Consider the following 14,621-nt stretch of genomic DNA (forward strand, 5'->3'; position numbering starts at 1 on the left):
TCAGGGGCTGGGCGGCCAGCCCAGCCACCAGATGAACAGTCCGCTCAACAGCACGAGCAGAAAGAGCGCCGCATTGGTACGGCGGTAGGAGACGAGGAGGGCCACGAACTCGCGGAGCATGGCACTCGGCCAGAAGTACGAGGCCGTGGGGGAGCCGATGACATGGCCCCGGACACCGGTGCGGCGCGCGGTGACCGCCGCGCGGAAGACGTGGTAGTTGTTCGTGACGATCACGCAGCGGTAGTCCGGATTCGCCTTCTCCATCAGGATCTTGCTGAACGCCAGGTTCTCGTCCGTCGTCGTCGACCGGTCCTCGCGGGTGATCAGGTCGGCGGGGAAGCCCTCGGCCGTCAGATGGTCGGCCATCGCGTGGGACTCCGGCAGCTTCTCGTCGGGTCCCTGTCCTCCGGAGGTGATCAGCACCGGTCGCCTCCCTCTGCGGGAGAGCCTCGCGTGCTCCTTGCGGGCCCGATCGAGACGACTGGCCAGGAGCGGCGGCACCTTGGTGCCGCCGCTCAGACCCGAACCGAGGACCACCACGAAGTCCGCCCGGCGCCGGATGCGCAGACGCGCGTACAGCCCTCCGTAGACGAGGAAGCACAGGAACAGGAAGGCGACGTATCCGCACAGCGCCGTGGCCGTCGCCGCGACCACCAGAAGCGTGTGCGTGTGCAGGATCACCGCGGTGACCAGCAGGGCGAGCAGGGCGACCAGCGCGAGACCCGCTCCGAGCGAGAGCAGGTTCGCCGGGTTCCGGCCCTCCTTGCGGACCATGGTGATCCCGTTGGCGATCAGGAACCACGCGAGCGTGATGACGCCCAGCGCCGCGAGGGTCAGGAGCGCGATCGCCAGATCGCGGCCCAACTGCTCCTTCTCCGTGGCGAGTTTCAGGAACAGCGCTATTCCGGCGAAGGCGACGGAGAGCCCCAGAAGGATGGCGTTGCTGAAGCGGCGGCGGTCCCGTACCACGCCCACACAGAACAGAAAGAGGCAGACGAGCGACGGAACGAAGGACACCATGGGCTCATGCTAACGACGCGCCCGAGGACGGCTGACACCCCTCCTGCACCGCGTCACGTGGACGGCGGCAGGGTTTCCTCTTCGGGCACCTCCGTGTCCTGAACGATCTCGCCGGAGTGCGCGTCCAGCAGCAGATGCCAGGTCGTACCCTCCTCGTCCTCCACCTCGGTCGAGAACAGGTAGCGGCTCGCGCTTCCCTCGTAGCGGCCGAACTCGAGCCCCAGCGCACCCCTGCCGCCGGGGTGCCGCGCCTCGGCGATGTCGAGGAGTTCACCGGCCGGGAGCACCAGATCCGACTCCACGATCCGACGGGCCTCGTCGCTTTCGATCTGCGTCATACCGATCATGCCCCCACGCTACGAGCGGGTCCCCGGTGAGTCGAACCGCGCTCCGGGAATGGGAGCCCCCTAGGAACAGTTACTTCAGAGGCTGTAACAATGCACGCTCACATACCAACCGGTTAACCCTGCATTTCTTGAGGAGTCCCTGTGACCGCCACGACGCCCGCCTCCCGCGCGGCTCGCCTGCTGTCCCGCCCGATCGCGCTGGGCGGCCTCACCGTTCCGAACCGGATCGTGATGGCCCCGATGACGCGCATGTTCTCCCCGGGCGGCATTCCCGGCGAGGACGTGCGCTCCTACTACGCGCGGCGTGCCGCCGCCGGAGTCGGCCTGATCGTCACCGAGGGGACGTACGTCGGCCACGACTCGGCCGGGCAGAGCGACCGCGTGCCCCGCTTCCACGGTACGGAGCAGCTGGCCGGCTGGGCGAAGGTCGCCGAGGACGTGCACGCGGCGGGCGGCACCATCGTTCCGCAGCTCTGGCACATCGGCATGGTCCGCCAGCAGGGCGAGGCCCCCTATCCGGAGGCTCCCGCCGTCGGCCCCTCCGGCCTGGTCACCGCGGGCGCCGAGGCCACGGGCAGGGCCATGACGCAGCAGGACCTGGACGACGTCGTCACCGCGTTCGCCGAGGCCGCCGCGGACGCCGAGCGCATCGGCTTCGACGGCGTGGAGCTGCACGGCGCCCACGGCTACCTGCTCGACCAGTTCCTGTGGGAGGGCACCAACCAGCGCACCGACGCCTACGGCGGCGACCCGGTGGCCCGGACGAAGTTCGCGGCGGAGATCGTCGCGGCGGTCCGCGAGAAGGTCTCCCCGGACTTCCCGATCCTGTTCCGCTACTCGCAGTGGAAGCAGCAGGACTACACCGCGCGGCTCGCCGAGACCCCGCAGGAGCTGGAGGCGATCCTGGCCCCGCTCGCCGCGGCCGGTGTCGACGTGTTCCACGCCTCCACCCGCCGTTACTGGCTTCCGGAGTTCGACGACTCGGACCTGAACCTGGCCGGCTGGACCAAGAAGCTCACCGGCAAGCAGGTCATCAGCGTCGGCTCGGTCGGCCTGGACGGCGACTTCGTGAAGGCCTTCCAGGGCGAGGGCTCGCAGGTCAAGAACATCGACAACCTCCTGGACCGCCTGGAGGCCGAGGAGTTCGACATGGTCGCGGTCGGCCGCGCGCTGCTCCAGGACCCCGAGTGGGCGGCCAAGGTGCTCGACGACCGCTTCGACGAGCTGAAGCCGTACGACGCCGCCGCGCTGAAGACGCTCAGCTGACCCCGCACGCGGCTGTCCCCGCGACGGGATGAGCCGTCCGGCGGTAGAGGTGCGCGGCACGCGACGGCGGGCCGCGCACCTCTCCCGCCGACGCGACCTTCAAAACCATGCTCGCCTGTCTTATCGTCGAGGCCCGAATCGTCGGCAGACAGGTGATGTCGTGCGCCTTCTTCCCTGTGCGATCTACTGCGCGGTCGCCGCGCTGCTGACCGCACTCGCCCTGCCGACGCCCGCAGCTGCCGGGGAGCGGGGCGCCGCGCCGGCAGCGAGCCGCGCGGAGTCCTGGACCGCGCCGCTCAGCACACGCGGCCGCTACATCGTCGACGCCGACGGCAGACGCTTCAAGCTCAAGTCGGGCAACTGGCACGGCTCCAGCGGCACGTGGGACGGCTCCGGATCTCCCGACGACCCGGCCCACAACCACGCGGGAGAAGTCGGGCACCGCGCGCCGCTCGGCCTGGACCGGGTGCCGATGAGCCGCGTCGTCGCCGACTTCCAGAACCTCGGCCTGAACAGTGTGCGCCTCCCCTTCTCCAACGAGATGATCAGCGACACCCAGCCGGTGACCGGGCTGACCGCCAACCCCGAACTCAACGGGCTCCGCCCGCTGGAGGTGTTCGACCGGACGGTCCGCGCGCTCACCGACGCCGGCCTCGCGGTCGTCCTCAACAACCACACCACGACGACGCGCTGGTGCTGCGGCGTCGACGGCAACGAACGCTGGAACAGCGGCCAGAGCACGCAGAAGTGGCTGGACGACTGGGTCTTCATGGCCAAGCGCTACCGCTCCAACCCCCGCGTCGTCGGAGCCGACCTGCGCAACGAGGTGCGCCGCGACGTCCTGGACGACCCCAACTGGGGACTCGGCGACGCCCACGACTGGGCCGCCGCCGCCCAGCAGGCCGGCGACCTGATCCTCAAGGACGCCAACCCGGACCTCCTCATCATGGTCGAAGGCATCAACTGGGCCGGTATCCCGGTCGACGGGTTCTGGCACGACCGCCCGCTCCTCAAGCCCCTCGCCACCCTGTCGAACACACTGGTCCGCTCCCACAAGCTCGTCTACGCCGCCCACTTCTACGGCTACACCGGCCCCCGGCACAGCGGCGCGACCGGCGTCGGCGAGACCACCGACGCCCGCTACCGCGATCTCGGCCGGGACGACCTGTTCCGGACCATGAGCGACACCGCCTCCTACGTCGCGGACACCCCCGACCGCCACTTCACCGCGCCGGTGTGGATCAGCGAGTTCGGCGTCGGCAAGGACGCCGATACCAAGGAACGCACCTGGTTCGCCAACACCGTCGACTTCCTCGTCGACCACGACCTCGACTTCGCGTACTGGCCCGCCGTCGGCTTCCAGGACAACGACCAGGGCAATCAATGGGGCCTGATCCGCTACGACACCACCGGCGCCGCGCGCAGCGTCCTGGACGCCGACGACTGGCGCGGCACCGCATGGCGCCGGCTCACCTCCGCGGCCGGACAGCAGGGAACGGTTCCACGCGTGCGTACGTGGTCGATGCTGAAGGCCACGCACACCGACGCCAACCATTCACTGAAGGCGGCGGCGGACTGGGACAGCGGCGCCCGGAAGCTGTCCTGCCCCGACGACCAGCGCCTGATCGGCATCAGCCAGCGCGGGCAGGGTGGCCTGTGCACCGACGCCGGCACCGCGGACCTCGCAGCCTCCGGGGCGCCCGTCAAGGTCACCTCCGAGGCCAACGTCACGACGGACTGGGCGAGCGGCTTCACCAAGTACCAGTGCGCGACAGGGCAGTTCATGACCGGATACAGCGTCCGCGGCAATCGGGTCTCCGCCGCCCTGTGCTCACCGGCACGCATCCCGCTCGCGGGCACCGGCCGCACCTTGTGGGACGACCGCGGCGACTCCCGCCCCGCGTCCGGGGAGGGCGGCGACTACGCGAGCGGCTTCTACAAGGCACAGTGCGCCGCCGATGAGTACGCGGCCGGCATCGCCTTCTCGACGGCTCTCGGCCGCGCGGGCACTCCGGACGCGCTGTACTGCCGAAAGTTCTGATGCGGACCGGTACCCACGGGTTTTCGGTCCGGTCCGCAGCGACGGGGGAGGGGCCGTGGGAGACTCGGCCCGAAGGGGGCTCACGAACGATCTGGAGTGCCGATGACCACTGCACGGGATCTCGCCCTTGTCGCCCTTGACGCGGCACCCGGCCGCACCGTGGAGCAGGGCGACCTGTCCCTCGCGCTCGCCGGCGCCGAGGTGATCGACCTGCTCGACGCCGGTGCGCTCTCCCTGGCCGAGGACCGGCTGGTGCCCGGTCCGCCGGGCGGTACGGACGACCGGCTCCTGGAGGAGGCTGCCGCGGCACTGGTGCGGGACGAGCCCTTCGAGGGGGTCGAGGACTGGCTGTGGCGACGCGGTCGCGGGCTCGCCGCCACCTATGTCGAGGATCTGGAGAGCGCCGGGCCGGGAACGCGCGGTCGCGGTCGCCGCAAGCCGCTGCTGGGCCGACGCGTCGAGCTGGACCCCGCGGCCCGTGCCCGCGCGGAGGAACGCCTGGCGTCGGGCGAGCCCGTCCTGGCGATCCTGGCGGCAGCCGTCGGCGCGGCGGACGAGAAGCCTGAGGCGGAGCGGGACGTCACCGACGACGCGATCAGCACGGTGCTGGCCGCCGTCGGGAACGCGATGATGGAACTCGAAGCCGTCCGGCAGCGCAAGGAGATCGAGGACGCCGCCTTCGACAACATCTGGCGGGGCTTCTGAGTGTGACCGGGCGCGGACGGCCGGCCGGACGACGATCTCACTGACGCCGCCGCCGTCCGCCTCCGAGGCATGGGCTCCGGCCTCCCGCTCGGTCCGCTTCAGCCCTGATGCTCGCCCGGCCGTGTGACCTACGTCATGTTACCGAGGGTATCTGAAACACCGTGTCGCAGGTAAATTGCCGTTAACACGCAGAAGTGGAACCACGCGTCTGAGCAATCCGCCCCCACCTCTTCCGGGGCCCCGCGAGCGAGAGTGAGGACCCTCCGCGATGGAGCAGCAGCACGTCGACGTCCTGGTCATCGGCGCCGGAATATCAGGCATCAGTGCCGCCCGTCACGTCCTGCGTGACAATCCCGCCGCCTCGCTCGTCGTGCTCGAGCGCCGCGCCCGCGTCGGCGGCACCTGGGACCTCTTCCGGTACCCCGGGATCCGTTCCGACTCCGACATGTCCACCTTCGGGTTCGGCTTCCGCCCCTGGCGCGACGCGCGCATCCTCGCCGGCGGTGCGCAGATCCGGCAGTACGTCGAGGACGCCGCGGCCGACGGCGGTGTCCTGGAGCGCATCCGGTTCGGCCGCCGGGCGATCAGCGCCGACTTCTCGCACGCCACCGGCCGCTGGACCGTCGACGTCGAGGACGAGAGCACCGGCGAGCGCGAGTCGTACAGCGCGAGATACCTCGTCGGAGCGACCGGCTACTACGACTACGACCAGCCCTACCGCCCGCAGTTCCCCGGCGAGGCCGACTTCCGGGGCACGCTCGTCCACCCCCAGCACTGGCCCGAGGACCTCGACCACACCGGCAAGCGCGTCGTCGTCATCGGCTCCGGCGCCACCGCCATCACCCTGCTGCCCGCGATGGCCGACACCGCCGCGCACGTCACCATGCTGCAGCGCTCGCCCACGTACGTCCTCGCCCTGCCCGAGGTCGACCCGCTCACCTCCGTCCTCCAGAAGCTGCGCGCCCCCGCCCGGCTGACGTACAAGCTGGTCCGCGCCCGCAACATCGCGATGCAGCGCGGGAGTTACGCCTTCTGCCGCAAGTACCCCCGCCTCGCCCGCAAGGTGCTCCTCGGCCTGGTGCGGGCCCGGGCCGGCAAGAACGTCGACATGCGCCACTTCAGCCCGCGCTACAAGCCGTGGGACCAGCGCCTGTGCGTCGTCCCCGGCGGCGACCTGTTCAAGACGCTCAAGAGCGGCAAGGCGTCGATCGCCACCGACCACATCGACACCTTCACCGCCGACGGCATCCGCCTGAAGTCGGGCGAGGAACTGAAGGCCGACATCGTCGTCACGGCCACCGGCCTGAGCGTCCGCCTCCTGGGCGGCATGGCCCTCACCGTCGACGGCAGCCCGGTGGACGTCAAGAACCGCGTCCTCTACAAGGCGGTCCTGCTCGAGGGCGTGCCCAACATGTCCCTCGTCATCGGCTACACCAACGCCTCCTGGACCCTGAAGGCCGACCTCGCGGCCGCCTACACCGCCCGGCTGCTCGCACACATGCGGCGTCACGGACACGACATCGCCACCCCGGTGGCCACCGGCGGTGACCGCTCGGAGTTCTCCGTCATGGGCGAGGCGCTGACCTCCGGCTACATCGCCCGGGCCAACGAGGTCATGCCGCGCCAGGGCACCCGCGACCCGTGGCGCCTGTGGAACAACTACTACCGCGACCGCGCCCTGCTCCAGAACGCCCCCATCGACGACAGCCCCCTGCGCTTCGACAAGGCGGGCACCCCGGGCACCGTCCCCGCGGCCGACACCGGGGAACCGTCCCGCGCCGCCTGACCGTCCGCCCGCACCCCAGGCCCCGCACCACCGCACCACCTCTCCATCGCACCGGCCCGCGCACCGCCTCCCCCCTCCGGCGGCCGAGCAGACAACCGAGGACGAAGATGACTGCGAATCTGACCAGGAAGCTCTACGACGAGCGCCTGCGGACCCTGTCCGAGGGCTCCGTGAACGTCAACTTCAACGCCTTCATCGACATCAAGTGGGACGATCCCGAGTTCGCCGTGGACGTCGACGACCCGCGCTGGGTGCTCACCAGCGCGGACGCCCTCGGGGCCCACCCCTGGTACCAGGAACAGCCCCTGGAGACCCGGATCCGCATCGGCATCTGGCGCTGGGCCGTCATCGCCAAGGTGGGCATGCAGTTCGAGAACCTCCTGATGCGTGGGGCACTGGACTACGTCTACCAACTGGGCAACCAGGACCAGGAGTTCAGGTATCTCACCCACGAGATCACCGAAGAGACCCACCACACCCAGATGTTCCAGGAACTGGTCAACCGCACCGGTGTGGACACCACCGGCGGAAAGCGCTGGTTCCGCCAGGTCAGCCGCATCCTCCCGCTGGCCGGTTCGCTCTACCCCGAGGCGTTCTTCACCGGCATCCTGGCCGGCGAGGAACCCATCGACCACCTGCAGAAGGGCGCCCTGCGCAGCGGCGAGCCGGTCCACCCCCTGCCGCAGCGGATCATGCAGATCCACATCGCCGAAGAGGCCCGCCACATCTCCTTCGCCCACGAGTTCCTGCGCCTGCGCGTCCCGCGCTTCGGCAAGGCCCGCCGCGGCGCCCTGTCCGTCCTCTTCCCGCTGATCATGCGGATCCTGTGCGACGTCATCATGATCCCCGACCGCAAGTCCGCCGCGCAGGTCGGCATCCCGGCCTGGGTCGTCAAGGACGTCTTCTGGAAGTCCGAGGCCGGACAGAAGATGCTCCACGAGCTCTTCTCCGACGTACGGATGCTCGCGCAGGACATCGGCCTGATGAACAAGGTGTCCCGCCCGCTGTGGAAGGCCCTGCGCATCGACGGCCGCCCGGCCCGCTTCCGCGGCGAGCCCGCGCTGCACACCGACTGAGCTCTCACCGGCTCCGCACCGCACGTTCCCCGAACGGAGACAAGACCGCCGTGCCGTACGTCGTCACCCGATCCTGCTGCGCCGACGCCTCCTGCGTACTGGCCTGCCCGGTCAACTGCATTCATCCCGCGCCGGGGGACCCCGGCTTCGGCACGGCCGAGATGCTGTACGTCGATCCGCGCACCTGCGTGGACTGCGGTGCCTGCACGACGGCCTGCCCGGTCGACGCGCTCAAGCCCCATACGGCGCTCAGCGCGGGGGAGTTGCCGTTCCTGGAGCTGAACGCCGACTACTACAAGCAGAACCCGCACGCCGACCGCACGCCCATGTACGTCGTGCCGAAGCAACGCAGGCTTGCCGAGGGGGAGTTGTCCGTCGCCGTCGTCGGCGCCGGACCCGCCGGCCTCTTCGCCGCCGACGAACTGCTGCGCCACCCCGGCGTGCGCGTCACCGTCCACGACCGGCTCCCGACCCCGTACGGCCTCGCGCGGGCCGGTGTCGCACCGGACCACCAGGACACCAAGCAGGTCACCGAGCTCTTCCGGACGATCGAGTCCCAGCCGGGCTTCCGCTACCGCCTCGGCGTGGAGGTCGGCACCGACCTCACCCACACCGACCTCCTGCGCACGCACCACGCCGTGATCTACGCCGTCGGCGCCGCGACCGACAAACGCCTCGGCATCGAGGGCGAGGACCTGCCGGGCAGCGCCTCGGCGACCGACTTCGTCGCCTGGTACAACGGCCACCCCGACCACGCCCACGACGCCTACGACCTGGACACCGAACGCGTGGTCGTCGTCGGCAACGGCAACGTCGCGCTCGACGTGGCCCGCATCCTCACCGCCGACCCCGAAGCCCTGGCACGCACCGACATCTCCGACCGCGCACTCACCGCGCTCCGCGGCAGCAAGGTCCGCGAGGTCGTCCTCCTCGGCCGGCGCGGACCCGCCCAGGCGGCGTTCACCGTGCCCGAACTCCTCGCGCTCTCCGCCCTCACGGACGTGGACGTGAGCGTCGAGGGCTGGCCCGAGGGACTGGATCCCGACACCGACGAGAAGACCCGGCTGCTGTCCCAACTGGCCGCCCGCACCCCGGTCGACGGCCGCCGCCGCATCGTGCTCCGCTTCCTGACCAGCCCGGTCCGGCTCATCGGCGAGACATCCGTGCAGGCCCTGGAGATCACCGCCACCGCGCTGCACACCGATGAGGACGGCACCGTCCGCGCCCGCCCCACCGGAGACCCCCGGGCCCTGGAGACCGGTCTCGTCCTGCGCTCCGTCGGCTACCGCGCCCGGCCCGTTCCCGGCCTGCCCTTCGACGACGACCGGGCGATCGTCCCGCACGAGGCCGGCCGGGTCGAGGCGGGCGTCTATGTCGCGGGCTGGATCAAGCGCGGGCCGACCGGCTTCATCGGAACGAACAAGACCTGCGCCCAGGAGACGGTCGAGTCCCTGCTCGACGACTTCGCCGCCGGCCGTCTCACGCAGCCGGTGCGCGGCGCCGGGACGGTGACGGAGGCGCTGGGGCTGGACGCGTGGCGGGCGATCGACCGGGCGGAACGCGCGGCGGGCGAGGCCGAGGGCCGCCCCCGCGTCAAGTTCACGGACACCGAGTCACTGCGCCGGGCCGCGCGGCCCGCCCGGGCGGTACGCGCCTGACACCGTCGCCCCCGGGGGGACTCCCTCCGGAACGGGGTGGCGGGCTCACGCCCCTTCCAGATCAGCCACCCGGTGCTGCGGCGACAGCTCCACGCCCAGATCCCGCAGCGTCGCGTCCAGCACCGCCCAGACCGAACGGCACAGCATCGCGCGCAACTCCTCCTCGGACACCTCGCGCTCGGTGTCGCCGACCCATTGGTTGACGGCCGTGTCCACGAACCCCACGATCCCCACCGCGACCGAACGGATCGGCGCCTGAGGGACTCCGAGAGCCTTGACCACGTCGCTGAACCGCTCGCTCAGCATCAGCGCGATGGCCGTCTTGGTGTCCGCGACCAGGGACCCGTCGCCCATCGCGTGGTCGCCGACGCCCATGTAGGCGTACAGGCGGGGGTGCTGCGACACCCAGTCCAGGTGTGCGCCCACCACGCGCTCCACGGACTCCTCGATCGTCCCCTCGAAGGTGAGGGTGGGTTCCATCCGGCGCATGAACGACTCCACCACCCGACGGCGGATCAGCTCGTCCAGGGTGGCCCGGTCCTTGAAGTGCCGGTAGAGCACCGACCGCGACTGACCGACCCGCTCCGCCAGCCGCTGCACCCGGAAGCGCGCGCCCTCCTCCTCGATGAGGGCGACCGCCGCGTCCACCAACTCGACCTGGCGCTGTGCCTTGTGCTCGTCCCACCGGGTGGAGCGCCCGTCGATCTGCGGCTCGCCGCTGGTTCTGTCCGCCATTCCGCCAGGATATCCGCACAGATGTGTGGACGGCTGTCGTCCAGACACGCGACGACAGCCGTCCACGGGAGTTCCGCCGAGCGCCTACGGACGCACTGCGACCGTGGGCGCTCGGCGGATCGTCGGGTCAGCTGTTGTGGACGCCGTTGCCCGAGAGCACCGGGATGCCGTGCACGACGTGCGAGACCGGCTCGTCACCCTTGGCCTGGGTGGAGTTGTCGGCGCACTGCTGGTTCTGCGCGGCGGACAGGACCGGAATGTCCTGAGCGGCGATCGGCACGAGGACCCCGACGAGCGAGCCGGCGTTGGCCTTGGCGGGCAGGCCGACGCAGAGCTTGTTCAGCGAGCCCTGGACCGCGCCGACCTGCGGGCTCTGCGAGCCGTCCGTGGTGGAGTTGCCGATCTCCGACTGGGAGCCGTTGCCGCTGGCGGAGGTGGTGCCCAGGTCGTCCCCGATCGCGAGGGCCTGTCCGGCGGTGGCGGCGGAGATGCCGACGACGGAGGTGGCGAGGGCGGCCGAGGCCATGACCTTCTTCAGCATGATGTATTTCCTTGGTCATCAGAGATGGATCACTGCGCGTGGAGTAACGGGGAGCCGGGGCCGGAGGTTGCGCTGAACCACTCCAACGACTCATCTTGCCCGGGGAGGTACCGTGCGCCCATGGATCAGATGACCGCGCAGATGTTCGTGGATTCCTGGGTGAAGGCGTGGAACGCGCACGATCTGGATGCCCTGCTGGCTCACTTCGCCGACGACGTGACGTTCCGGTCGCCCGTGGCCGCGCAACTGCTCGGCGGTGACGGCGTCATCCACGGCAGGGCCGCGCTGCGCGCCTACTGGGAGGAGGGGCTGCGGCGCATCCCCGACCTGCGGTTCGAGGTGGTGGGCAGCTACGTCGGCGTGGACTGCCTGGTGATCAACTACCGCAATCAGAAGGGTGGTCTGGTCAACGAGGTACTGATCTTCGACGGGCCGCTCGTCGCCGAGGGGTACGGCACCTATCTGGGTGAGGACACCAACCCGGCCGGAGCCCGCTGAGGCGGGTGCGGGCCCTCCGGTCGGGCGGGCGCGGGGCGGGGCTCAGAGGTCGGTGGCGATGATCCTCTCGATGTTGCGCTCCGCGAGCGCGGTGATGGTGACGAACGGGTTCACGGTCGTGTTGCCCGGGATGAGGGCGCCGTCGATGACGTACAGACCCGAATAGCCGGCCAGGCGACCGTAGTTGTCGGTGGCCTTGCCGAGGATCGCGCCACCGAGCGGGTGGTACGTGAGGTGGTCGCCCCAGATCTTGTTCGTGCCGAAGAGGTCGCTCCGGTAGATCGTCCCCTCCTTCTTGTTGATCTTGTCGAAGATGGTCTTCGCCATGGTGATGGAGTCCTGCTTCCAGGCGGTCTGCCAGGACAGGTCCACCCCGCCGGTGCCGGCGTTGTACGAGAACGCGGCGCGGTTCGGGTTCTTGGTGATGGAGAGGTAGAACGAGGCGAAGGTCTCGATCCCGGTCGGCAGCGGGGCGACCTCGGCGAAGGCGCCGCCCGCGTCCCAGTTGTCGATGCCGGAGCAGGGGATGGTCGACTGGACGTCACCGGTGGAGTCCCACACGTGGTTGGCGCGGCCGACCATCACGTTGCCGTTGTCGCCCCAGCCCTGGCCCACCTGGTCGTTGAGGCCGGGGAGCGCGCCGGTGGCCCTGAGCTTCACGAGCAGCTTGCTGGTGCCGACGCTGCCGGCGGCGAAGAACACCCGGGCGGCCTTCGCGGACTTGGTGGCCACGGTGTTCCCGGAGGTGTCGATCTGCTTCATCGCCACGACGTAGCCCCCGCCCGCGGCGGGCGAGACCGACGTGACCTCGTGCAGGGGCGAGATGGTGACCCGGCCGGTTGCCCTGGCCTGGGCGAGATAGGTCTTGGCCAGCGTCTTCTTGCCGTAGTTGTTGCCGTAGAGGATCTCCTGGCCGAGCGCCGACTTGGGCACGGTGCCGTTGTCCTCGGCCACCATGTAGTTCCAGTCGTAGACGTCCGGTACGAACGTCCAGCCGAACCCGGAGCGCTGGGCGTGCTTACGGCCCACCCGTGAGTACTGGTAGTACGACGTCCGCTCGAACCAGTCGGGATCGATGAGCCCGACGCCGAGACCGGCGTTGGCCCGTGGGTAGTACGTGTTGTACATCTCGTCCGCGTTCACGGTCGGCAGGACGGATGCGAAGTTCTGCCGCTTCGGTGTCACGGCCATCCCGCCGTTGACGAGCGAGCCGCCGCCGACGCCCCGCCCCTGGTAGACGGTGATCCCGGCGAAGTCCTCGGCGTCCAGGATGCCGGCGTACTTCGGAACGGCCTTGTCGATCGGGAAGCCGAGGAAGTTGCTGAGCGGCGCCTTCGTCCTGGTGCGCATCCAGAACGACCGGTAGTCGGGGCTGGTGACCTTCGGGTGGATCTTGCCGTCGGAGCCCGGCGTGACCCAGTCCTGGCCCATCTCGATCATCTGGACGGAGATGCCGGCCTGGGCGAGGCGCAGGGCGGCCACGGCGCCGCCGTAGCCGGTCCCGACGATGATGACCGGGACGTTGGCGCCGTCGGGGATGTCGGTGGCGGCGAGCGGCTGCGCGTTCGCCGTCGGCGTGCCGCCGATCAAGGCGGCCGCACCCAGAATAGAACCTGTTCCTACAAGAAGTCTTCGGCGTGACACCCCATCAGATGTGTTGCCACGCTGGTTGGTTGATGCCATGTGATCTTCCTCACGATTGAGAGAAGGGAAACGAGTTCTACTGGGTGGCATCAACGAAGTCACGGCATACGAGCAAGTAACTTTTGCCCGATCTTGTGAGGAAGAAGATCGTTGAGAGGGGTTGTGTCCGTGGCATGTTCGGTTCATGCGGCCGCGCGGGGCGCCGCCGACGGGGCTGATGTCGACACGGCCGCGGGCGAGGAGACCGCCCGGCCCGGGCGACGCTCGCCGGGGCCGGGACTCTCGGGTTCGTCGGTCAGCGTTCCATCATGCGCATCTGGGCCTCGTTGTGGGTGTCGCCCGCGGCCGGCGGGAGGCTGGAGAGCCGGACGAGCTGCTCGTCGGACAGAATCACCGAGTCCGCGCCGGCGTTCTCCTCGACGCGTGAGACGCGCCGGGTCCCGGGGATGGGCGCGATGTCGTCGCCCTGGGCCAGCAGCCAGGCCAGGGCGACCTGCGCCGGGGTGGCGCCGATCTGCGTGGCGACGGCCGCCACCTGGTCGGCCAGACGCAGATTGTGCTGGAAGTTCTCGGTGCTGAAGCGCGGATTGTCGGCCCGGAAGTCGTCGTCGGCGAACTGGTCCGTGGAGCGGATCGTCCCGGTGAGGAAGCCGCGGCCCAGCGGTGAGAAGGGAACCAGGCCGATGTTCAGTTCGCGCAGCACCGGCAGGACCTGGGCCTCGGGGTCGCGGGTGAACAGCGAGTACTCGGACTGCAGGGCGGTCACCGGATGGACCGCGTGCGCGCGGCGAATGGTGTCCGGCCCCGCCTCGGACAGGCCGATGTGGCGGATCTTGCCTTCGCCGACCAGCTCGGCCAGCGTTCCCATGACGTCCTCGATGGGCGTGCCGGGGTCGACGCGGTGCTGGTAGTAGAGGTCGATGTGATCGGTGTCGAGCCGCTGGAGGGAGCCCTCGACGGCGGTCCTGATGTTGGCGGGGCTGCTGTCGGCGCCGCCGTCACGGCCGGTGTGGGAGATCAGGCCGAACTTGGTGGCCAGGACGACCTCGTCGCGATGTCCCTTCAGGGCCCGGCCGATGAGTTCCTCATTGGCGTACGGGCCGTAGACCTCGGCGGTGTCGATCAGGGTGACGCCCAGGTCCAGGGCGCGGTGCACGGTGCGGATGGACTCGGCGTCGTCGCTTCCGGCGCCGGTGTAGGCGTGCGACATGCCCATCGCGCCCAGTCCGATCCGGGCCACGTCCAGGTCACCGAGCTTGATGTGCTTCATGAGTGTGCTCTCCTTGGAGGTCCCGGCGTTAGCT

General features: G+C 69.9%; 13 protein-coding genes. 7 read left to right on the forward strand and 6 right to left on the reverse strand.

All coding sequences use genetic code 11. From position 1 onward, the window contains the following. Both ABT127_RS27795 and ABT127_RS27800 read right to left on the reverse strand, forming a co-directional pair. Complete coding sequence (locus tag ABT127_RS27795) at positions 1-1,020, reverse strand: YdcF family protein (protein ID WP_351455522.1); 1,020 nt, start codon at positions 1,018-1,020, stop codon at positions 1-3. Positions 1,021-1,073: 53 nt separating this feature from the next. Next, a complete protein-coding gene (locus tag ABT127_RS27800) occupies positions 1,074-1,367 on the reverse strand; it encodes a PepSY domain-containing protein (protein ID WP_351455525.1) in 294 nt (97 codons plus the stop codon). A 141-nt stretch (positions 1,368-1,508) separates the two neighbouring features. Between ABT127_RS27800 and ABT127_RS27805 the strand changes: the two genes are divergently transcribed. From ABT127_RS27805 to ABT127_RS27830, 6 genes are all read left to right on the forward strand, one after another. After that, complete coding sequence (locus ABT127_RS27805) at positions 1,509-2,633, forward strand: NADH:flavin oxidoreductase (RefSeq protein WP_351455528.1); 1,125 nt, start codon at positions 1,509-1,511, stop codon at positions 2,631-2,633. A 160-nt stretch (positions 2,634-2,793) separates the two neighbouring features. Continuing rightward, complete coding sequence (locus ABT127_RS27810) at positions 2,794-4,674, forward strand: glycoside hydrolase family 5 protein (RefSeq protein ID WP_351455531.1); 1,881 nt, start codon at positions 2,794-2,796, stop codon at positions 4,672-4,674. Between the two features lie 102 nt (positions 4,675-4,776). Next, on the forward strand, positions 4,777-5,379 hold the full coding sequence (locus ABT127_RS27815) for a GPP34 family phosphoprotein (protein ID WP_351455534.1): 603 nt from the start codon (positions 4,777-4,779) through the stop codon (positions 5,377-5,379). 268 nt (positions 5,380-5,647) lie between these two features. After that, positions 5,648-7,165: a flavin-containing monooxygenase gene (locus ABT127_RS27820; RefSeq protein ID WP_351455536.1), complete on the forward strand. Its 1,518-nt coding sequence runs from the start codon at positions 5,648-5,650 to the stop codon at positions 7,163-7,165. A 107-nt stretch (positions 7,166-7,272) separates the two neighbouring features. Continuing rightward, positions 7,273-8,241 carry an AurF N-oxygenase family protein gene (locus ABT127_RS27825; RefSeq protein ID WP_351455539.1) on the forward strand — a complete coding sequence of 323 codons (969 nt, stop codon included), beginning with the start codon at positions 7,273-7,275 and terminating at the stop codon, positions 8,239-8,241. Positions 8,242-8,291: 50 nt separating this feature from the next. Continuing rightward, positions 8,292-9,899, forward strand: a complete 1,608-nt coding sequence (locus ABT127_RS27830) for an FAD-dependent oxidoreductase (protein WP_351455542.1) — start codon at positions 8,292-8,294, stop codon at positions 9,897-9,899. A gap of 45 nt (positions 9,900-9,944) precedes the next feature. On the opposite strand, the gene ABT127_RS27835 is transcribed toward ABT127_RS27830, so the two are convergent. Both ABT127_RS27835 and ABT127_RS27840 read right to left on the reverse strand, forming a co-directional pair. Then, on the reverse strand, positions 9,945-10,634 hold the full coding sequence (locus ABT127_RS27835) for a TetR/AcrR family transcriptional regulator (RefSeq protein WP_351455545.1): 690 nt from the start codon (positions 10,632-10,634) through the stop codon (positions 9,945-9,947). A 127-nt stretch (positions 10,635-10,761) separates the two neighbouring features. Further along, entirely contained in the window at positions 10,762-11,172 is a 411-nt protein-coding gene (locus ABT127_RS27840; RefSeq protein WP_351455710.1) for a rodlin, read from the reverse strand. A 123-nt stretch (positions 11,173-11,295) separates the two neighbouring features. Between ABT127_RS27840 and ABT127_RS27845 the strand changes: the two genes are divergently transcribed. Next, entirely contained in the window at positions 11,296-11,673 is a 378-nt protein-coding gene (locus ABT127_RS27845) for a nuclear transport factor 2 family protein (protein WP_351455549.1), read from the forward strand. A 42-nt stretch (positions 11,674-11,715) separates the two neighbouring features. On the opposite strand, the gene ABT127_RS27850 is transcribed toward ABT127_RS27845, so the two are convergent. After that, positions 11,716-13,356 carry a GMC oxidoreductase gene (locus tag ABT127_RS27850; RefSeq protein ID WP_351455552.1) on the reverse strand — a complete coding sequence of 547 codons (1,641 nt, stop codon included), beginning with the start codon at positions 13,354-13,356 and terminating at the stop codon, positions 11,716-11,718. A 256-nt stretch (positions 13,357-13,612) separates the two neighbouring features. Further along, on the reverse strand, positions 13,613-14,587 hold the full coding sequence (locus tag ABT127_RS27855; RefSeq protein ID WP_351455554.1) for an aldo/keto reductase: 975 nt from the start codon (positions 14,585-14,587) through the stop codon (positions 13,613-13,615). Positions 14,588-14,621 lie beyond the last annotated feature (34 nt).

Source organism: Streptomyces sp. NPDC001904, from assembly GCF_040297005.1.
Lineage (GTDB): Bacteria > Actinomycetota > Actinomycetes > Streptomycetales > Streptomycetaceae > Streptomyces.